16 protein-coding genes, 1 tRNA gene and 1 other RNA gene are annotated in these 20157 nt (G+C 70.1%); 6 read left to right on the top strand and 12 right to left on the bottom strand.

Annotated elements, in window-relative coordinates; genetic code table 11:
• Positions 1–93 precede the first annotated feature (93 nt).
• Positions 94–624, top strand: coding sequence for an orotate phosphoribosyltransferase (pyrE, locus tag ACSP50_RS40075; RefSeq protein WP_014695053.1), 531 nt, complete (start codon positions 94–96; stop codon positions 622–624).
• A 998-nt stretch (positions 625–1622) separates the two neighbouring features.
• On the opposite strand, the gene ACSP50_RS40080 is transcribed toward pyrE, so the two are convergent.
• Positions 1623–2678, bottom strand: coding sequence for an aspartate-semialdehyde dehydrogenase (locus ACSP50_RS40080; RefSeq protein ID WP_014695054.1), 1056 nt, complete (start codon positions 2676–2678; stop codon positions 1623–1625).
• An 8-nt stretch (positions 2679–2686) separates the two neighbouring features.
• Complete coding sequence (locus ACSP50_RS40085; protein ID WP_014695055.1) at positions 2687–3952, bottom strand: aspartate kinase; 1266 nt, start codon at positions 3950–3952, stop codon at positions 2687–2689.
• 158 nt (positions 3953–4110) lie between these two features.
• On the opposite strand from ACSP50_RS40085, the gene ACSP50_RS40090 reads away from it, so the two are divergent.
• The 4 genes from ACSP50_RS40090 to ACSP50_RS44525 all read left to right on the top strand — a co-directional run bounded on the left by ACSP50_RS40090 (position 4111) and on the right by ACSP50_RS44525 (position 7928).
• Positions 4111–4902 (top strand): hypothetical protein, encoded by a 792-nt coding sequence (locus tag ACSP50_RS40090; protein WP_014695056.1) that lies wholly within the window; start codon positions 4111–4113, stop codon positions 4900–4902.
• 182 nt (positions 4903–5084) lie between these two features.
• On the top strand, positions 5085–6812 hold the full coding sequence (gene leuA / locus ACSP50_RS40095; protein WP_014695057.1) for a 2-isopropylmalate synthase: 1728 nt from the start codon (positions 5085–5087) through the stop codon (positions 6810–6812).
• 58 nt (positions 6813–6870) lie between these two features.
• Complete coding sequence (locus tag ACSP50_RS40100) at positions 6871–7533, top strand: HNH endonuclease family protein (RefSeq protein WP_014695058.1); 663 nt, start codon at positions 6871–6873, stop codon at positions 7531–7533.
• On the top strand, positions 7533–7928 hold the full coding sequence (locus ACSP50_RS44525) for a hypothetical protein (protein ID WP_080128160.1): 396 nt from the start codon (positions 7533–7535) through the stop codon (positions 7926–7928). Before ACSP50_RS40100 ends, ACSP50_RS44525 begins: the two co-directional genes overlap by 1 nt.
• Positions 7929–8005: 77 nt before the next feature.
• Here the strand turns inward: ACSP50_RS44525 and ACSP50_RS40110 are convergent, their stop codons facing one another.
• The 9 genes from ACSP50_RS40110 to ffs all read right to left on the bottom strand — a co-directional run bounded on the left by ACSP50_RS40110 (position 8006) and on the right by ffs (position 19314).
• Positions 8006–9043 carry an ABC transporter ATP-binding protein gene (locus ACSP50_RS40110; protein WP_014695060.1) on the bottom strand — a complete coding sequence of 346 codons (1038 nt, stop codon included), beginning with the start codon at positions 9041–9043 and terminating at the stop codon, positions 8006–8008.
• Positions 9044–9062: 19 nt separating this feature from the next.
• On the bottom strand, positions 9063–10085 hold the full coding sequence (locus tag ACSP50_RS40115) for an ABC transporter ATP-binding protein (RefSeq protein ID WP_014695061.1): 1023 nt from the start codon (positions 10083–10085) through the stop codon (positions 9063–9065).
• A 10-nt stretch (positions 10086–10095) separates the two neighbouring features.
• Positions 10096–11097 (bottom strand): ABC transporter permease, encoded by a 1002-nt coding sequence (locus ACSP50_RS40120; RefSeq protein ID WP_014695062.1) that lies wholly within the window; start codon positions 11095–11097, stop codon positions 10096–10098.
• 118 nt (positions 11098–11215) lie between these two features.
• Positions 11216–12994: an ABC transporter substrate-binding protein gene (locus ACSP50_RS40125; protein ID WP_014695063.1), complete on the bottom strand. Its 1779-nt coding sequence runs from the start codon at positions 12992–12994 to the stop codon at positions 11216–11218.
• 85 nt (positions 12995–13079) lie between these two features.
• Positions 13080–14090, bottom strand: coding sequence for an ABC transporter permease (locus ACSP50_RS40130; protein WP_014695064.1), 1011 nt, complete (start codon positions 14088–14090; stop codon positions 13080–13082).
• Positions 14091–14503: 413 nt separating this feature from the next.
• A complete protein-coding gene (gene recR / locus ACSP50_RS40135) occupies positions 14504–15097 on the bottom strand; it encodes a recombination mediator RecR (RefSeq protein ID WP_014695065.1) in 594 nt (197 codons plus the stop codon).
• Between the two features lie 4 nt (positions 15098–15101).
• Positions 15102–15401, bottom strand: coding sequence for a YbaB/EbfC family nucleoid-associated protein (locus ACSP50_RS40140; RefSeq protein WP_043516425.1), 300 nt, complete (start codon positions 15399–15401; stop codon positions 15102–15104).
• A gap of 185 nt (positions 15402–15586) precedes the next feature.
• The gene (locus tag ACSP50_RS40145; protein WP_014695067.1) at positions 15587–19114 is read right to left on the bottom strand and encodes a DNA polymerase III subunit gamma and tau; all 3528 of its coding nucleotides are present in this window, start codon (positions 19112–19114) and stop codon (positions 15587–15589) included.
• 104 nt (positions 19115–19218) lie between these two features.
• Positions 19219–19314: signal recognition particle sRNA small type (gene ffs / locus ACSP50_RS40150), an RNA gene on the bottom strand.
• 83 nt (positions 19315–19397) lie between these two features.
• On the opposite strand from ffs, the gene ACSP50_RS40155 reads away from it, so the two are divergent.
• A tRNA-Ser gene (locus ACSP50_RS40155) sits at positions 19398–19482 on the top strand.
• A 273-nt stretch (positions 19483–19755) separates the two neighbouring features.
• Here ACSP50_RS40155 and ACSP50_RS40160 read toward each other — a convergent pair.
• On the bottom strand, positions 19756–20097 hold the full coding sequence (locus tag ACSP50_RS40160; RefSeq protein ID WP_014695068.1) for an STAS domain-containing protein: 342 nt from the start codon (positions 20095–20097) through the stop codon (positions 19756–19758).
• Positions 20098–20157: the final 60 nt, after the last annotated feature.

The raw sequence follows: 20157 nt of genomic DNA on the forward strand, positions 1-20157 counted from the left end.
TAGAATGCCGTATTGCGGAGATCAAGTACGCCAACGGGTGACGACCGGGGTGCCTGCGCGTCGCCACGCCGCCGCCTGACAAGCTGGGACCTTGTGACTGACTCCATCGACCTCGCCCGCCAGGTCCGCTCCGTGAGCCGCCTGACCGGCGAATTCACCCTGCGATCCGGCCGCACCGCCACCGAATACTTCGACAAGTACCAGTTCGAGGCCGACCCGGTCCTCCTCGACAAACTCGCCGAGCGACTCGCCGTGTTGATCCCGGAAGGCACCGAGGTGCTGGCCGGCCTGGAAATGGGCGGCATCGCCGTGGTCACCGCGCTGGCCCGGCACGCCCAACTGCCCACCGCCTTCGTCCGCAAGGAGGCGAAGAAGTACGGCACCGCCCGCCTCGCCGAGGGCGCCGAGGTCGCCGGCCGGCGCGTGCTGGTCGTCGAAGACGTCGTCACCTCCGGCGGCCAGGTCGTCATCTCCACCGGCGAGCTCCGCAAGCTGGGCGCCCACGTCGACCACGCGGTCTGCGTGATCGACCGCCAGGAGGGGGGATCGCAGGCCCTCGCCGACGCCGGCATCACCCTCCGGGCCCTGCTGACCAGGGCGGATCTGGACGCGGCGGCTTCCTGACGGACGGCCCGGGCGGGGTCGCGTGATCCACGCCCGGGCCATCTCCCCGAATCAAGATCAAATTCATCCGATACGCCGGTACGCCGGGGTCCGGATCGCATGCTCCCGCGCGGGCCGGGCCCGGCGATCTGGCCGCTGGCGCGTCCAGGGCGATCGCCGCACCCTTCACTGTCCGTGCTTGGTCACCGTCCACCCCAGAAATCCCAACCCGCAAACCACCCACCCGTCGGGTAGGCACCAGCACGTCGTCGGTCCCTCCGGACCGGAACCAGCCACATCATGCCGCTCCCGCCGCACGGCCACACCACACCGGTCCCGCCGCACCGCCCGGACCGAGGCGCGTGCGTCGACGGCCGGCTGTCCGCGATTCGGGCGGCGGGCATGGTGATGCCCGGCCGCGCACGTCGCCGGACAGCGGGGGTTCCCGCCAGGCCACACACCCCGGGCCGCCCAGCAGCCCATCACCCCTGGCCACCCGCACGGGCGCACCACACCGGGTCACCCGGCGAAAGCACCGCACCCAGCCGCCGGACAGCCGCACGAAACCCGGCTGGAAGGCGAGGCCGGGCGCCAGCAGACACCACACCCGGTTACCGGCAAGGACGCCGCATGGGGCCGCCGGACAAGCCCACCGCATGGGGCCGCCCAGACAAGCGCACCGCATGGGGCCGCCCAGACAAGCGCACCGCATGGGACCGCCCGGGGAAGGCGCCATGCCACGGTGGGGTCGGAAGCGAGGCGGGCCGGAGAACAGGCAGGTTCGCCGGGCATACGGGGCCGGTCCGGGGTTGACCGCGACCAGAAGCGGACAGTGAAGGGCCGCGGTGATCGCCCTGGACGCGCCAGCGGCCAGATCGCCGTGGCCCGGCCCGCGCGGGAGCATGCGATCCGCACCCCGGCGGATGCGCGTAAAAAACGACCCTGATTTTAAAGTTGATCTTCATACCCGGCCGACCGGACCGGGCCGGGATCAGTGACCTGACGGGCGGCTACGTGGGCTAGGTGGTCAGTTCGGCGGCCAGGAGTTCCGCGGTCTGGACCGTGTTCAGCGCCGCGCCCTTGCGCATGTTGTCGCCGGTGACGAAGAAGTCCAGGGCTCGCGGGTCGTCCATGGCGCGGCGGATGCGGCCGACCCAGGACGGGTCGGTGCCGACGGCGTCGATCGGCATCGGGAACTCGCCGGCTTCCGGGTCGTCGACCAGGATGACGCCGGGGGCGTTGCGCAGGACCTGGCGGGCGCCGTCGGCGGTGACCTCGGCGGCGAAGACGGCGTGGACGGCGACCGAGTGGCCGGTGACCACCGGGACGCGGACGCAGGTGGCGGAGACCTTCAGGGCCGGCAGGCTGAGGATCTTGCGGCTCTCGTTGCGCAGTTTCAGCTCCTCGGAGGACCAGCCGAGCGGGCCGAGGTCGCCGGACCAGGGGACCACGTTGAGGGCGAGCGGGGCCGGGAACGGGCCGAGGTCGTCGCCGACGGCCTGGCGGACGTTGCCCGGGCGGGACCCGAGCAGCCGGTCACCGGCGACCTTGGTGAGCTGGTCGTGCAGGGTGTCGACGCCGACCTGGCCGACGCCGGAGGCGGCCTGATAGGACGCGAGGACCAGCTCGCGCAGGCCGTACTCGTCGTGCAGCGGCGCCACCGACATGATCATCGCGGCGACCGTGCAGTTGGCGCTGGAGACGATGCCGCGCGGCCGGTGGGCGAGCGCCTCCCGGTTGACCTCGGGCACCACGAGTGGAACGTCGGCTTCCATCCGGAAGACGGCCGAGTTGTCGACCACGACGGCGCCGCGGGACACCGCGATCGGCGCCCAGTGTGCGGCCGCGTCGTCGGGCACGTCGAACATCGCCACGTCGACCCCGTCGAACACCTCCGGGGAGGGTGGCAGCACCTGGAGACTTTCGCCGCGGCAGGTCAGAGTCCGGCCGGCCGACCGCGTCGAGGCGATCAGCCGGATCTCGCCCCAGACATCGCGCCGGGACGAGAGCAGGTCGAGCATGACGGTCCCGACGGAACCGGTGGCTCCGACGACGGCAAGCGTGGGCCGCCCCATCGTCCGGCTTACCGGCCGGTACCGCCGTAAACGACGGCCTCCTCCGAGCCGCCCAGCTCGAACTGGTCGTGCACGGCGCGGACGGCGGTGTCCAGGTCGGTGTCGCGGCAGACGACGGAGACCCGGATCTCCGACGTGGAGATCATCTCGATGTTGACGCCGGCCTCACCGATGCAGGCGAAGAAGGAGGCCGCGACGCCCGGGTGCGAGCGCATGCCGGCGCCGATCAGCGACACCTTGCCCACGTGGTCGTCGAAGAGCAGGCTCTTGAACTTGATCTGATCCTTGATCCTGTCGAGCGCGGTCATCGCGGTCGGGCCGTCGGCCTTCGGCAGGGTGAACGAGATGTCGGTGCGGCCGGTGCCCTCGGTCGACACGTTCTGCACGATCATGTCGATGTTGATCTCGGCCGACGCGACGGTCTCGAAGATCCGGCCGGCCGACCCCGGCTCGTCGGGGACACCGACGATCGTGATCTTGGCCTCGCTGCGGTCGTGCGCGACCCCGGTGATCAGTGCTTGCTCCACGTCAGGGTCCTCCATCGAGCCGGTGACGAGCGTGCCTTCTTTGTTCGAGTACGAAGAGCGTACGTGGATCGGCACCTTGAAGCGGCGCGCATACTCCACGCATCGCAACATCAGCACCTTCGCCCCGCCGGCCGCCAGCTCCAGCATCTCCTCATAGGTGATCTGCTTGATGTGCTGGGCGTCCGGCACGATCCGGGGGTCGGCGGTGAACACACCGTCCACGTCGGTGTAGATCTCGCAGACGTCGGCGTGCAGCGCCGCGGCGAGCGCGACCGCGGTGGTGTCCGAGCCGCCCCGGCCGAGCGTGGTGATGTCCTTGGTGTCCTGGGACACGCCCTGGAAGCCGGCGACGATGGCGATCGCACCCTCGTCCAGCGCGGTGCGCAGGCGGCCCGGGGTGACGTCGATGATCCGCGCCTTGCCGTGCACCGAGGTGGTCAGCACGCCGGCCTGCGACCCGGTGTAGGACCGCGCCTCATACCCCAGGTTGTGGATCGCCATGGCGAGCAGCGCCATCGAGATCCGCTCGCCCGAGGTGAGCAGCATGTCCAGCTCGCGGCCGGGCGGCAGCGGGCTCACCTGGTTGGCCAGGTCGAGCAGCTCGTCGGTGGTGTCACCCATCGCCGAGACGACCACGACCACGTCGTGGCCGGCTTTGCGGGCGGCGACGATCCGCTCGGCCACGCGCTTGATGCGCTCGGCGTTCGCGACCGACGAACCACCGTACTTCTGCACCACGAGAGCCACGGCCAACCAATCCTTTCAGGGCATTCGCCACCACCCTAGCCGCGTGGGCCCGCGGGCTCGACAGACGATCCCAGAATCCGGCCGTTCCGGCACGACACGCCGAGGCACACCGTCCGGCGTGTCGCGTTCCACGGGCGGAATGGGGTGAGAATGGCGCCGTGCGCCTTCCCTCCGGATCCGTCCGCGGCCTGTCCGCGCTGACCGCCGCCCTGCTGGCCTTCGGCCTGGCCGGGTGCGGCGGTGGCGACACCCCGGATGCCGCGCCGACCGGCTCGGCGTCCCCGTCCGCGTCCACCGACCCGAACCCGGACGCCCGCAACCAGCTGGCCGGCATGGCCGCGCTGGCGATGGACCGGCGGTACGCCGCGCTCTATTCGTTCACCGGCGGCGACGGCGTCGCCCGCAACGTGGTGGCCACCGTGGCGAACGACGGCACCTGGCGGGTGGACATCGCGAACGGCGCGCTCGGCGGCTCGGCGGACGTGTCGATCGTGCACAACCCGAACGGCGTCTACCAGTGCACCGTCTCGATGTCCGGCGCGCCGATCAACGCCGGCTGCGTGCACGTGGCGTCCAAGGGCGAGAAGGTGCCGGCCCCGTACGACCCCCGGGTGCAGCGCCTGTTGCGGCAGTGGCTGCCGGTCTTCACCGACCGCAACGCGGCCCTCGCGGTCTCGGTGGCGCAGCCGCTGGACGGCACGCAGGGCTCGGCGTGCTACTCGGTCGATTCGAACGCCGCCTCCGGGGACGCGCCGGTCGACGTCGGCGTCTACTGCTACGCCCCGGACGGCATGCTCACCGCGGCCCGGGTGGGTTTCGGCGTGCTGAGGCTGGTCCGTCAGGTGGCCGCGCCGCCGACCGTGCAGTTCCCCGGCCCGGAGGTGGGCGGCGCCGCGATGGGCATGTCCGCCGCCGACCCGGTGCAGGCGCCGTCGGCCGCGGCCGGCTGAGCGATCCCACGATCCGGTCGTTCGGTTAGCCGCCCCGAAGTGGATCACGTAACGTGGTGGTCGACATGTGGCAGGCGAACCTCCTCCTTCTCTGCCGCGACGGGGCCTCTTCCCAGGCCGGCACCCCGTCGCGGTGGTGACACGCGCCGCCTGCTCGTCTTCCTTCTGACTGGAGCAGTCACATGTCCACCTTCGCCGAGAATTCGCAGCGTTCCAGCTCGATGCCCTTCCAGCGGTACGAGTCCTATCAGAAACAGTTCGCGATCGATCTGCCCGACCGGCGGTGGCCCGGCCGCGTCGTCGAGCAGACCCCCCGCTGGTGCGCCGTCGACCTGCGGGACGGCAATCAGGCGCTGATCGACCCGATGTCCCCGGAACGCAAGCGGCGGATGTTCATGCTGCTGGTGAAGATGGGCTACAAGGAGATCGAGGTCGGCTTCCCGGCCGCCAGCCAGACCGATTTCGACTTCGTCCGCCAGCTGATCGAGCAGGACCTGATCCCGGACGACGTCACCATCCAGGTGCTGGTGCAGTGTCGCGAGCACCTGATCGACCGGACCTTCGAGTCGATCCGCGGTGCCAAGCGGGCCATCGTGCACTTCTACAACTCGACCTCGGTGCTGCAGCGCCGCGTGGTCTTCGGCCTGGACCGGGACGGGATCACCGACATCGCCACCCAGGGCGCCCGGCTCTGCCAGAAGTACGCCGAGATCCACACCCCGGACACCGAGATCTTCTACGAGTACTCCCCGGAGTCGTACACCGGCACCGAGCTGGAGTACGCGCTGGAGGTCTGCTCCGCGGTGATCGACGTGATCGACCCGACGCCGGCCCGGCCGCTGATCATCAACCTGCCGGCCACCGTCGAGATGGCCACGCCCAACGTGTACGCCGATTCGATCGAGTGGATGCACCGCCACCTGCCGCGCCGGGACAGCGTGATCCTGAGCCTGCACCCGCACAACGACCGGGGTACCGCGGTGGCCGCCGCCGAGCTGGGCCTGCTGGCCGGCGCCGACCGGATCGAGGGCTGCCTGTTCGGCAACGGTGAGCGCACCGGCAACGTGGACCTGGTCACCCTGGGGCTGAACCTGTTCTCCCAGGGCATCGACCCGCAGATCGACTTCGCCGACATCGACGAGGTCAAGCGCACCGTCGAGTACTGCAACCAGCTGCCGGTGCACGAGCGGCACCCGTACGCGGGCGACCTGGTCTACACCGCGTTCTCCGGCTCGCACCAGGACGCGATCAAGAAGGGTTTCGCCGCGCTGCAGGCGGACGCGGACGCCGCCGGCACCCCGATCGACGACTTCACCTGGGGCGTGCCCTACCTGCCGATCGACCCGAAGGACGTGGGCCGCACGTACGAGGCGGTCATCCGGGTCAACTCGCAGTCCGGCAAGGGCGGCGTGGCGTACATCATGAAGGAGGAGCACAAGCTCGACATGCCGCGGCGGCTGCAGATCGAGTTCTCCGGCGTGGTGCAGCACCACACCGACGAGGAGGGCGGCGAGGTCTCCCCGCAGCAGATGTGGGACATCTTCGCGCAGGAATACCTGGTCGAGCACCAGCTGGGCAGCGCCTTCAAGATCGAGAGCTACAGCACGGCCACCGTGGACGGCAAGGTGGAGATCGACGTCGAGGTGATCCACCGGGGGATGCGGCGGCCGCTGGTCGGCGTCGGCAACGGCCCGATCGACGCGTTCACCCAGGCGGTCGCGCCGCTCGGGATCAAGGCCCGGGTGCTGGACTACCAGGAGCACGCGCTGACCTCCGGCGGTGACGCCCAGGCCGCGGCGTACGTCGAGGTCGAGGTCGGCGACCGCGCCTTCTGGGGGGTCGGTATCGACGCCAACATCGTCAGCGCGTCGATCAAGGCGGTGAACAGCGCGATCAACCGCGCCCGCTAGTCACCCGGTCGCGTGCCGCCGGGAGGCGGCACGCGACAGCCGGCCTTACGCTGAGCGGGTGCCCCCACGTAACACACTGCTCCCGCTCCTGCTCACCGTCACCCTCGTCGCCGGTTGCCAGACCGTCGACGCCGGCTCGCCCGGCGGCAGCACCACGACCACGACCCACGCCACCACCGGGTCCGGCGCATCCGCCGGCTCGGTGGTCAAGCAGCTCGACGGCCTGACCGTCGTCGACAAGGCCGGCTCGATGGCCGGTTACAGCCGGGAGAAGTTCCCGCACTGGAAGAGCACCGGCAAGAACTGCGACGTCCGCGACTCGGTGCTGGAGCGCGACGGCACCAAGGTCAAGAAGTCCGGCTGCAACGTGGTGGCCGGCACCTGGAAGAGCGTCTACGACGACAAGTCGCTGACCGCACCGGGCCAGGCCGACATCGACCACGTGGTGCCGCTGGCCAACGCGTGGCGGTCCGGCGCCGCGAAGTGGACCACCGATCAGCGCGAGGCGTTCGCCAACGACCTGGACCGGCCACAGCTCGTCGCGGTCTCGGCGGCGTCCAACCGGTCCAAAGGTGACCAGGACCCGTCCACCTGGAAACCGCCGGCCAAGGCCGAGTGGTGCACGTACGCCACCGACTGGGTAACCGTGAAGGCGTACTACAAGCTGACCGTGCTCCAGAAGGAGAAGGACGCTCTGAAGGAGATGCTGGAGACCTGTTGATGACCGAAGCCAAGACCGATTCCCCAGAGAAGCCCGCGGCGCAGACCACTGCCGCGGCGCAGCCGACCGCGGCGGCTCCGGCCGCCGCAACGGCTCAGCCCACCGCGGCGGCTCCGGCCGCCGCGGCGCAGCCCGCCGCCGACGCGGGCGCCAGCAAGACGACCGACATCGTGCCCGGGCCGGGCGGGGTGATGACCGACGAGGTGGGTGTGGTCACCGGTGACCTCACGCTGCGCACCGAGCTGAAGGACGGCGAGGTGACTCTCCGCGTGCAGTACAAGGACGCGGACGAGTGGTACGTGGTCACCGGGGGCAGGTCGAAACTGGCCGACCCCACGGACCTGGACGCGGTGCACTGCATCGCTGTCGGGCTGCTCAACCGCCCCGAGGGGTGATCGATACCGGTCCGCCCGAGCCATGATGGCTCGGGCGGACGGTGCCGTCGGCGTACGAACGAATCGTGCGGTGGCCCTCAGGCCTGGGTCGCCGCCGGGGTGCGACCGGCGACCGCCTCGTCCTGCGCGATCGGGAAGTGGCACGCGGTCAGGTGCCCCTCCGGGTCGTCGAGCCGCGCCACCAGCGGCGGCTCCTGGGTGGCACAGATGTCCTGCGCCTTCCAGCAGCGGGTGCGGAACCGGCAGCCGGACGGCGGGTTGATCGGGCTCGGCACGTCGCCGGTGAGCAGCACCCGGGTGCGCTGCGCGCGGTCCCGCCGGACCGGGTCGGGCACCGGGACGGCCGACATCAGCGCGACCGTGTACGGGTGCCGCGGGTTCTTGTAGAGCTCGTCGCGCGGCGCGATCTCCATGACCTTGCCCAGGTACATCACGGCGACCCGGTCGGAGATGTGGCGGACCACCGACAGGTCGTGCGCGATGAACACGTAGGTCAGGTCGAACTCGTTCTGCAGGTCCTCCAGCAGGTTGACGACCTGCGCCTGGATCGACACGTCGAGCGCCGAGACGGGCTCGTCGGCGATGATCAGTTTCGGGCGCAGGGCGAGCGCCCGGGCGATGCCGATGCGCTGCCGCTGGCCGCCGGAGAACTCGTGCGGATACCGGTTGTAGTGCTCCGGGTTGAGGCCGACCAGTTCCAGCAGCTCCTGCACGGCCTTCTTCAGGCCCTGCGGTGTCGGGATGTCCTGGATCTGCAGCGGCGCCGAGATGATCGAGCCGACCGTGTGCCGCGGGTTCAGCGACGAGTACGGGTCCTGGAAGATCATTTGGACGTCACGGCGCAGCGGCCGCATCTGACCGACCGACTTGTGGGTGATGTCCTGACCCTCGAAGACGATCTTGCCGGCCGTCGGCTCCAGGATCCGGCTGAACAGCCGGCCGGTCGTCGACTTGCCACAGCCGGACTCGCCGACCAGGCCCAGCGTCTCGCCGGCCTGCACGGTCAGGTCGATGCCGTCCACCGCGCGGACCGCGCCGACCTGGCGCTTCAACAGCCCCTTCGTGATCGGGAAATGCTTCTGCAGCCCGGTCACCTCGAGCAGGTTCTCGCTCATCGTTCTCTCTCTTCCCCGCTCAGAGGTTGGGGGCCACTTCTTCCTGGAAGATCTTTTCGCGCGCCTCCGGCGGCAGGTGGCAGGCGACCGCGTGGGCCCCGCCGGTCAGCACCGGAGTCTCCGTGAACGACCGGTCGCCGTTGCGGCCGGCGTACGGGCAGCGCGGGTGGAAGGCGCAGCCGGAAGGCAGGTTGATCAGGCTGGGCGGCGTGCCCTTGACCGGGGTGAGCCGGTCCCGGACCTCGCGATCCAGCCGCGGCATCGAGCCGAGCAGACCCCAGGTGTACGGGTGCTGCGGGCGCTGGAACAGATCCACCGCCGGGCCCTTCTCGATCACCTTGCCGCCGTACATCACCAGGACCTCGTCGGCCAGCTCGGCGACGACGCCGAGGTCGTGGGTGATCATGATGACCGCGGAGCCGAACTCCTCCTGCAGATCCCGAATCAGGTCCAGGATCTGCGCCTGGACGGTCACGTCCAGGGCCGTGGTGGGCTCGTCGGCGATCAGCAGTTTCGGGTCGTTGACCAGCGCCATCGCGATCATCGCGCGCTGCCGCATGCCACCGGAAAACTGGTGGGCGTAGTCGTGGAAGCGGCGCGCCGGCTGCGGGATGCCGACCCGGGCGAGCATGTCGATGGCCCGCTCCCGGGCCACCTTCTTGTTCACCCCGGGGTGGTGCACCCGGTACGCCTCGACGATCTGCGACCCGATGGTGAAGTACGGGTGCATGGCGCTCAGCGGATCCTGGAAGATCATCGCCATCTTGCCGCCGCGCAGCGCCCGCACCTCCTCGTTGGAGGCGCTGACCAGTTCCTTGTCGTCCAGCCAGATCTCGCCGGCGACCTTGGCGTTGCTGCGGGTCCGGTGCAGGCCCAGGAGGGCCAGCGAGGTGACGCTCTTGCCGGAGCCGGACTCGCCGACGATGCCGAGCGTCTTGCCGGCCTCCAGGCTGAAGGTCGACCCGCTGACCGCCTGCACGATGCCGTCGTCGGTCTCGAACCGGACGGTCAAATCCTTGACCTCGAGGAATGGGCGTGACATTCGCTTCCCCTCAGCCCAGCCGCACGCGCGGGTCGATGATGCCGTAGACCAGGTCGACGATCAGATTGGCGAGAACAATGAAGAACGCGGCGAACAGGGTGACGCCGAGGATGATCGGGAGGTCGCTGGTCCGGATGCCGTTGAGCGCCTCGTAACCGAGACCGCGCAGGTTGAACACCGCCTCGGTGAGCACCGCGCCGCCGAGCAGCGCGCCCAGGTCCAGGCCGAAGACGGTGACCAGCGGCGTGAGGCTGGACCGCAGCGCGTGCTTGCCGATCACGGTGCGCTCGCCGAGGCCCTTGGCCCGGGCTGTCCGGACGTAGTCCTCGCCGAGCGTCTCCAGCATGTTCGCCCGGGTCAGCCGGGCGTAGGTGGCGGCGAACAGGAACGCCAGCGTGACCCAGGGCAGGATCAGGCCGCGGGCCCAGTCCACCGGGCTGTCCAGGAACGGGGTGTAGTCCGCGTCCTTCAGCCAGCCGAGTTTGTAGGTGAAGACCGACAGGGCGACCAGACCGGTGAAATAGATCGGCAGGGAGACGCCGGCGAGCGCGACACCCATCACCGTCCGGTCCAGTAACGTTCCTCGGCGCAATGCCGAGATCACCCCGAACATGACGCCCATCAGCACCCAGAGGATCGCCGCGCCGATCGCCAGGGACACCGTCACCGGCAGGTCGCCCAGCAGTTTCGGCCAGACCTCCTCGTCGGTCTTGAACGAGTAGCCGAGGCAGGGTGCCGGGCAGTGGGTGACCTCGACGCCGGTGGTGTAGTCCCGGCCGGCGACGAGGCCCTTCACGAACTTGCCGTACTGCACCAGAACCGGGTCGTTGAGACCCAGCTTCTCCCGGATGCCCTGAACGGCGACGGGGTCGGCCTGCTTGCCGATGTACAGCAGCGCCGGGTCACTACCGGTGAGCTTCGGCACCATGAAGAAGACACCGAAGGTCACCAGGGTGACCGCGAGCAGCGTCAGGACGGCGTTGATCAGCCGTCGGATGAGGTAAGCAAGCACGACGTTCGGCCGAACGGTCGGCGGGCGCCGGCTCCTCGCGGAACCGGCACCCGCCTACCGGGAGGTGGCCTTCACCTGCCCTTCGAGATACCTGGTGGTGCGTTACCGGCAGGACGGCTCACTTGCCGTCGCTCACGCCCAACGCCTGGAAGTCGACCATGGCGAGCGCGGAGTGCTCGTAGACGTTCGTGAGCCGCGGGTTGCGGTAGTTGAGCGCCTTGTCGAACACGAACGGCAGGTAGAACGCGCCGTCCATGATCTTGTGGTTGATCTGGCTGTACAGATCGGCGGCCTTGGTCGGGTCGGTCTCCGCGGCGGCCTGGTCGAACAGCCCGTCGATCGACGGGTCCTTGACCTCGGGCAGGTTGTAGTTGCCGTTCGGCACCAGGAAGCGGCTGTCGACCAGCGGCTGCAGGTAACCCGAGCCGTTGGGGTAGTCCGCGCCCCAGCCGGCGATCATGATGCCGTAGCCCTTCTTGTGCACGTTGTTCGGCGCACCGATGACGGACGAGATGAGCGAGCCGTCGTACTGCTCGATCGAGGCGTCGATGTTGACGGCCTTGAGGGCCGCCTGCAGCGCGGTGGCGGTGGCGATCTCGGCCGGCTTGTTGTTCCGGACCGCAATCTTGGTGGCGAAGCCGCTCGGCTTGCCGCACTCGGTCAGGGCCTTCTTGGCCTCCTCGACCTGCGCCTTGCCCTGCGCCCGGTTGTACGGGTCGTACTTCACGTCCGAGCCGAGGATGTTCGGCGGGAGCATGTTGGTGCCGATGTCACCGCCGGCCACCGGGCCACCGCGGGCGGCCTGCAGCGTGGTCGGGTCGGCGGCGTACATGACGGCCTTGCGGCAGGCCACGTTGTCGAACGGCGCGACGTTGGTCGACATCGCGGCGTACCGGATGAAGCCGGTGTTCGGAGCGTCGGCGTTCGCCTTCAGCTTCGGGTCGCGCAGGATGTCGGCCCGGGCCTTGGTCTGCACACCGCTCTGCCCGGCGTCGATGTCGGCGGTGCCGGCGATCAGGCGGTCGTCCATGTCGGCGGCGTTCGTGGTGATCGTCAGGACGACCTTGTCCGGAAGCGCCTTACGGATCGGGTCCGTGGACTTGTCCCAGTTCGGGTTCCGGGTCAGGGTCGCGCTCTTGCCCGGCTGGATGGCGCCCGGCGCGAACATGTACGGGCCGGAGGAGGCCGGGTTCAGCGCGTACTTGGCGCCGGTGTCCCGCTTCTGCGGCACCGGGCCACCGCCCGGCAGGGCCAGCATGTACGGGAAGCTGGAGTCGGCCTTGGCCAGGTGGAAGACGATCGTCGAGTCGTCCGGCGTCTGGACCGTCTTGAGACCCAGCTTGTTCGGGTCGGTGTCCTTGTACGGGCCGGGGTACTTCTGGCCCTGGTCGAGCAGCTGCTGCAGGTACAGCGGGCCACCCGGGACGACGTCCTGCGCGAAGATGCGCTCGATGCCGTACTTGACGTCCTTCGACGTGATCGGGGTGCCGTCGTCGAACTTCAGGCCGCTGCGCAGCTTGAAGGTGTAGACCTTGCCGCCCTCGGTGATCTCCGGCTCGGCCGAGGCCAGGTCGGGAACCAGCTTCAGGCCGTCCTTGCCCGGCTTGGCGTCGTAGGCCAACAGGGTCCGGTTGAAGAACCGGGCCATGTTGATGGTCCAGCCGTAGTACGAGATCGCCGGGTCGAACGAGTCCGGCGCCTGCGACGTCCACATGTTCAGCGTGCCGCCGGCCTTGTCACTCGGGTTGACCACCCCGGTGACCGCCGCGTTGAAGCCCGCCCCCTCGGCCGAGGAGCCCTTCTTGTCGTCCGACTTGGAGGAGCCGCCGCACGCGGCGGTCACCCCCAGCGTGAGGGCAGCCGCCGCGGCCACCATCACCTTCGTCTTATTTGCCACCTTGTTCTCCTACCTCGTGTGATAACGGCGGTGACGCCGCCGACCATGCAAGGGCTGATGCAGAGCCGCGTGGATCCGCGGGGGATTACCGAGCCTTCGGATCGAGCGCGTCGCGCAGGCCGTCGCCGAAGAGGTTGAAGGCCAGCACCGTAATGAAGATCATGCCGCCCGGGATGATCATGAAGAGCGGATCGTCCGCGTAGAACGGCAGAGCATCGGACAGCATGCCGCCCCACGACGGATTCGGCGGTGGGATACCGACACCGAGGAAGCTCAACGCCGCCTCGGTGAGGATGTTCGTGGGGATGATCAGCGTCGTGTAGACGAGGATCGGCGCGGCCAGGTTGGGCAGCAGCTCGCGGAACAGGATCCGCGGCGAGCGGGCACCGATGCTGCGGGCCGCCTCGACGAACTCGCGCTCCCGCAGCGACAGGGTCTGACCGCGGACGATGCGACCGACGTAGGGCCAGCCGAAGAAGCCGATCACCAGGACCAGGACGAGCACCCGCGACCAGCGGTTGCCGAACCCGAGGAACGACTGCGGCAGCACCGAGACCAGCGCGATCGCGAACAGCAGCTGGGGGAAGGCGAGCAGGAAGTCCATCACCCGGCTGATCACCGAGTCGACCCAGCCACCCAGGTAACCGGCCGCCAGACCGAACACGCTGCCCAGGATCGTGGAGAAGAAGGCGGCGAGGAAGGCGACCGACAGCGAGGTCTGCGCGCCGTAGACGATCCGGCTGAACACATCCCGGCCGTTCACCGGCTCCACACCGAGGATGAAGTCCTTGCTGATGCCGCCCCACGGCTTGAGCGGCGTCTGGAATGTCTGGTCGACCTGATCGCCGTGGAACTCGTCGAACGGGTGACCGAACCACTTGGCCAGCAGCGGCGCCAGGAAGGCGACGGCGATCAGGAAGAGGACGAAGACGCCACCGGCAACCGCGACCTTGTCCCGTTTCAGCCGACGCCAGGCGATCTGCTTGAGGGAGCGCCCGACGATGGCCTTCTCGGCGGGACCCCGCGTCTCGGCAGCATCAACGGCCGGTGGCGGCGGAGCGTCGTCAGAGATCGACGCTTCTGGGCCAAGCGACATCTGTTTCGCCGGTCCTCTCCCGGCCACCGCGCAGCAGAGAGTCCACGGCCGCCCGGCGCGTGGGTACACGGAAGACCCCCACGGCCCGGAGACGATGGCCCACGTTGCGAGCGGTAAACCGATCGGTTATCGCATGCCTCGAGTGCCGGCCCCCATCGGCCGACCGGCCCATGTCGGGCCGGGACCACGAGGGCACCCGATGGCGGGTGTGGCCGCCATCGAGAGGAACATTCACCTAGTGCGGTGCCCGGGTCAAGCTCACTGACCGCACGCGGATGTTTCCGTGTCTCCCTCGTGATGTCACCGTGACCTAGACGCTGAACAAACGGAAGGTACCGCGTAAGGGGTTCGCAAGTGGCCAATCCAGGCCAAACAGGTGGCATCCCGTTACAGCCTGGTTACGCGATGTTTCGTCAGAGCGCGCGGCGGCCCTCGAACGCCCTACCCAGAGTGATCTCGTCCGCATACTCCAGGTCACCACCGACCGGGAGCCCGCTGGCCAGACGGGTCACCGCGATACCCATCGGCTTGATCAACAAAGCCAGGTAGGTGGCGGTCGCCTCGCCCTCGGTGTTCGGATCCGTCGCCAGGATCAGCTCACGGACCTCACCGGTGCCCAGCCGCAGCAACAACTCGCGGATCTTCAGATTGTCCGGGCCGACCCCCTCCAACGGGTTGATCGCCCCACCCAGCACGTGATACCTGCCGCGGAACTCGCCGGTCCGCTCGATCGCGACGACGTCCTTCGGCTCCTCCACCACACACAACACCTCGTTGGTGCGGCGGGGATCGCGGCAGACCCGGCACTGCTCGGACTCCGCCACGTTGAAACAGGTGGTGCAGAACCGGACCAGTTCCTTCACCTTGCGCAGGGCGGTGGACAGCCGGTTGATGTCCACCGGGTCCGCGGAAAGCACGTGGAACGCGATGCGCTGGGCCGACTTCGGGCCCACGCCCGGCAGCCGGCCCAGCTCATCGATCAGGTCCTGGATGGCACCCTCGTACACGGGATCAGAACCCCGGCAGGGAGAAGCCGCCGGTGGCCGGACCCATCTTCTGCTCGGCCAGCTCCCGCTGCGCCTCAGCGGCGTTGTGGATCGCGGCGAGCAGCAGATCCTCCAGCGTCTCCACGTCGTCGGCGTCCACCGCCTTAGGGTCGATCTTGACGGCCTTGAACTCGCCGAGACCGGTCACGGTCACCGTCACCAGCCCGCCGCCGGCCGTGCCGGTCAGCTCCGCCTCGGCCAGCTCGGCCTGCGCCTGAGCGACCTGCTGCTGCATCTTCTGCGCCTGCTTCATCAGCTGCTGCATGTTCGGCTGTGCACCGGGGCGCATGGCACCGCTCCTCTGGGTAGTCGTCACTCGTCGCCGAGAACCGTCGTCAATAGCCGCCGGCCCGGCGAATCAACCGCCGCCAGCGTAGCCGCCCGGCACCGATACCCCGCTCAGCCGCCCACCACGCCGCGCGAACGTCCCCCTCCGGCCGCACGGCCGCCCTACATCTCGCCGATCTTCTCGGCGCCGAACGCGTCGCGCAGCAGCTGCATGGCCTGCTCCTCGCTGCTCTGGCGGGCGGTCTTCTCGTCGATGACCTCGTCCAGCGGCTCGTCCCCCGGATCGAACCCCTCGTAGCCGGCACCACCGCCGGGCGGCCCGTCGTACTCGGGGTCGTAGGGCGCCTCACCGATCGGCGTCCCGTCCGACCACGCGGAGCCGCCGCCGACGCCCCCCGGCCCCGGACCGGCAGCGGTCCGCACCGGAGCACCACCCCCGCCACGAGCGGCGGCCGCCCGCGCGGCGGCCAGACCACTGCTCGGCGTCGCGTTCCCGCTTCGTGCCGCAGCGGCCCGCGCCGCCTCCATCGCAGCCGAGCGGGCAACCGCCGGCGTCTCCACCGCCGCCGCGGCACGCGCCACCGCGGGCGGGGATGCGGCGGCGGATGCCGACACAGCGGTTGCGGTAGCCGATGGTGTCCTCCGGTCCGGGCCGGCCGCCTGTGCCGACGCCGTCATGCTGAGGTCAGCCGCGGCACGGGCCACATCAGGAACCGCGGGGGCGGCGATCGTCACCGGAAGCCCGGGCGCGGCCGGCCTGGGCCACGGCGAACCGGTATCCGCGGGCTCGTCATCCGAGTCGGCGGGCACAGCTCCGGAATGCGACCCGCCAACCGCGGCTCCCGAAACCGATCCCCCCACCACGGCACCGGAAGCCGATCCGCCAACCGCGGCATCGACAGCCGGGCCGCCGGATGCCGCGCCGCTGCTGTCCACGTGGTGAACCTGGCCCGCTACATGGTGGGACGGAGTCCCGACCGCACTGTGCTCGGCGGAAGCCGGTGCGGTCGGTTGACCCTCGACGGTCGTGGCGGATCCGGAGGGGCCGGAGTTGCCTGCGGGTGCGCGGCTACCAGGTTTGACCGGCTCGGGCCAGTCATCGTCGGCGGGCGGCGGCGACGGGCGCGAACCGGGACGAGCCGGCTCCGGCCAATCAGAGGCGGCGGAGGTGACACCTGTCGACGACCCGCCGGAATCGGGCTGTGCCGCGGGCGATGCCGGGGCACCGCTGACCGGAGCGGCATGAGAGGCAGCCGCCGCATTCGCCGGCGCGACGGTGGAAGCGGTGGGCGCGGCGGCCGAAGCTGCCGGCATGGCAGGGGGAGCTGTCGGCGCGGTGGTGGATCTGACGCCGGAGCCGCCAGGCACGGCCAGCGCCGGGACGGTGGCATCGCCCGGCGCGCCGGCAGGTCTCGTCGGCGCGGGCTCCCGGAGGCCGGGCGCCGGCGGGACGGTGCCGCCGACAGCCGACGTGTAGGCGGGCTCGGCGTAGGGATCGTCGGTGGGCTCCGGCGGGAACGCGTCCGCTGGTGGCCCGTCGTCGTCGGCGTCGGCCGGGGTGCGCTGCGGGCGGGACGGGCGGGACTCGGTGCGGCCGGCGTTCCGCTCCGGGGCCGCGCGGCGGGCGGCGGACTGGTCACGCGGGGGGATGGCGGACTGGTCACGCGGTGCGGTGGCGGACTGGTCGCGAGCCGGTGTTGCCGAGCCCCGGGCGGGGGCCGCGGCGGTGCGCGGCGGGGAGTTGCGGGGTGCGGTTTCCGGCGTGGGGGTGCCGACCTGGCAGTCGATGTCCCAGTCGCCGCCGAGTTCGGTGGTGAACTCGGCGATGATCACCTCGCGATAGGTGAGGAAGCGGTCGGCATAGCGCTGCGACGGGGCCAGGAAGACGACCCGGGAACCGTCGACGTCGTGGATGCCGATGCCGCTGTTCTGCATCGCCTGGATCTTGTCGTGCTTGGGACCGAACGCCTGCCAGACGGTACGCACCTGCGGCAGCCCGGGAAGCTCCCGCGGCGCAACCGCCGGGGTCGGGCCCGCCGCCGGCTGCTGCGAACCGGAAGGCTCGGCGGGAAGCGGCGCAGAGGCGACCACCGGCTCATGATCGACCGGCGGCGGAGGCTCCTCGTCCCACGGCGGCGCGTCGTCGTAGTCCTCGACGTCGGCCGGCCCGTCGGCGACCCGGTTCCAGTCCGCCTCAGCCGGGGAGACCGACGCAGGAACGGCAGCCGGGACCGGAGCCGCGGCAGCGGGAGCCGGGGCCGCGGCAGCGGGAGCCGGGGCCGCAGCAGCGGGAGCCGGGGCCGCAGCAGCGGGAGCCGCAGCCGGGGATGCGGGAGCGGGAGAGACCGGGCGGGCAGCACCACCGGCTTTACCCCGAGCACCCCGCGCAAGGGCGAGAGCCGCCGCCTTGGCACCCCCCGGCCCGTCCAGCACCGGCCCCCCACCCGCGGCGGAGCCGGTCGCGACCGCGGCGTCGTCACCGCGTACCTCGGCGGGCGCGGCCTGCGCCCCGGCGGGCCCGGCGGCGTCGAGCGGGCCTCGTCTCTCCAGGCGTTCCAGCCGTTGGAGCAGCGCCCCGGTGGAGTCGTCGGCGCCGGGCAGCAGCATCCGGGCGGTGATCAGCTCCAGCAGGAGCCGTGGCGCGGTGGTGCCGCGCATCTCGACCAGGCCGTTGTGCACGATGTCGGCGCTGCGGGACAGGGTGGCGGCGCCGAGCCGGGACGCCTGCGCGTGCATCGCCTCGAGCTGGTCGGCCGGGCCGTCGATCAGACCTTTGGCGGCCGCGTCCGGAACCTGCTGCAGGACGATCAGGTCACGAAGGCGTTCGAGCAGGTCGGAGGCGAAGCGGCGAGGGTCGTGGCCGGCCTCGGCGACCCGGTCGATGGTCTCGTAGGCGGCGGCGCCGTCGCCGGCGGCCAGCGCGTCGCACATCTCGTCGATCAGGGCGACGTCGGTGACGCCGAGCAGGGCGACCGCGCGGGCGTAGCTCACCCCGTCGGGGCCGGCGCCGGCGATCAGCTGGTCGAGGACGGAGAGGGTGTCCCGGGCGCTGCCACCGCCGGCCCGGACCACCAGCGGGAAGACCGCCGGCTCGACCGTGACGCCCTCGGCCTCGGTGAGCTGCTGCAGGTAGGGCCGCAGGGTGGCGGGCGGGATCAGCCGGAACGGGTAGTGGTGCGTGCGCGACCGGATGGTGCCGAGCACCTTGTCGGGCTCGGTGGTGGCGAAGATGAACTTCACATACTCCGGAGGCTCCTCGACGAGCTTGAGCAGCGCGTTGAAGCCGGCCGACGAGACCATGTGCGCCTCGTCGATCACATAGATCTTGTAGCGGCTGCTGGCCGGGGCGAAGAACGCCTTCTCCCGGAGCTCGCGGGCGTCGTCGACACCACCGTGGCTGGCCGCGTCGATCTCGATCACGTCGATCGAGCCGGTGCCGTCGTTGGCCAGTGACCTGCAGGAGGCACAGACGCCGCACGGTTCCGGGGTGGGACCCTGCTCACAGTTGAGCGAGCGGGCCAGGATGCGCGCGCTGGACGTCTTGCCGCAGCCGCGGGGCCCGGAGAACAGATAGGCGTGGTTGAGCCGGCCGCTGCGCAACGCCTGCGACAGCGGCTCGGTCACGTGCTCCTGACCGATGACCTCGGCGAACGTCCGCGGCCGGTACTTTCGGTAGAGGGCGAGAGCCACTCCTGCCACCTCCTGACGACCGCGCCATTCTCCGTCGAGGGTGTGACAAGAACAAACGACATGCCCCGACGGTGCGAGCCGGAACCGTGCCGGTCTGGGGGGAACGAAAGGACCCCTCGTGCACCCGCCAGAGCCCGCTTATCCTTGCTGCCTTCCGGCCCTGGGGAGGTTCACAGGATGACGCCGCACGAGGGGCTGATCGTCAGCCTACCCGCCCCGCGCCGCCCCGCTCATCCGACCCCCGGTGCGTAAGGGGAACTTACGCCCCCGTACTCTGGCTCCCGGAGGATTCGCCTAGTGGCCTAGGGCGCACGCTTGGAAAGCGTGTTGGGATAAAACCCTCACGAGTTCGAATCTCGTATCCTCCGCCGCACAAGGCCGGGCCCTCGGGTCCGGCCTTCGGTTTTTCCAGGCCCGGTCAGGACCGACCGGGATCCGATTGCCGGCGTACGCCGTGAGCCCGCACGCCGCGCCCCGGGGGACCCGGTCCACCCGGCCTACGCCGCCCTCGCGCGCGCCGTGACTAGGGGATGCCGTTGCGTGAGACGTTCGTCGCGTCTCGTATGCTCCGGCTCGAAAACAGTGCAGGCGAGGGCCGGCCCCGATCGGGCCGGCCCTCGCCGTTTTCCGCGCCGCCCCGCCTACAGCTGGCCGGCGGCGATCGCGTCGTCCACTTCCGGGAAGATCGCGAAGTACCGGGACAGCCCGACCGTCCGCAGCAGCTTGGTCAGGAACGGATCGGCCGAGGCGAAACTGAGCCAGCCGCCCCGGGCGACGATCACCTCTTTGCTGATGATGAAGGTGCTCAACCCGATCGAGTCGCAGAACTTCAGCTCGGTCAGATCCACCACGATCCTGGGCACGGGGCGTTCCAGGAGTTCGGCGAGCACGACACGCAACTCGTTGGAGGTGTCCGCGTCGAGCTCGCCTCGAAGGTGCAGCACGGCAACGTCAGGCCGGTGCTCGGTGATGGTGGCCCGCATGGCAATCGCTTCCTACCGGTGAATGGATATTCAGGGTAGATTGCGCAGAATCGCGCACAT

Origin of the sequence: Actinoplanes sp. SE50/110, assembly GCF_900119315.1 — a bacterium.
In the GTDB taxonomy this organism is placed as follows: domain Bacteria; phylum Actinomycetota; class Actinomycetes; order Mycobacteriales; family Micromonosporaceae; genus Actinoplanes.

Bases quoted from the DNA above. Each gene is read 5' to 3' on its own strand.
- ACSP50_RS40080 (WP_014695054.1), bottom strand. From the start codon at position 2,678: ATGGGGCGGCCCACGCTTGCCGTCGTCGGAGCCACCGGTTCCGTCGGG.
- leuA (WP_014695057.1), top strand. From the start codon at position 5,085: ATGTCCACCTTCGCCGAGAATTCGCAGCGTTCCAGCTCGATGCCCTTC.
- ACSP50_RS44525 (WP_080128160.1), top strand. From the start codon at position 7,533: ATGACCGAAGCCAAGACCGATTCCCCAGAGAAGCCCGCGGCGCAGACC.
- ACSP50_RS40110 (WP_014695060.1), bottom strand. From the start codon at position 9,043: ATGAGCGAGAACCTGCTCGAGGTGACCGGGCTGCAGAAGCATTTCCCG.
- ACSP50_RS40115 (WP_014695061.1), bottom strand. From the start codon at position 10,085: ATGTCACGCCCATTCCTCGAGGTCAAGGATTTGACCGTCCGGTTCGAG.
- ACSP50_RS40130 (WP_014695064.1), bottom strand. From the start codon at position 14,090: ATGTCGCTTGGCCCAGAAGCGTCGATCTCTGACGACGCTCCGCCGCCA.
- ACSP50_RS40140 (WP_043516425.1), bottom strand. From the start codon at position 15,401: ATGCAGCAGCTGATGAAGCAGGCGCAGAAGATGCAGCAGCAGGTCGCT.
- ACSP50_RS40160 (WP_014695068.1), bottom strand. From the start codon at position 20,097: ATGCGGGCCACCATCACCGAGCACCGGCCTGACGTTGCCGTGCTGCAC.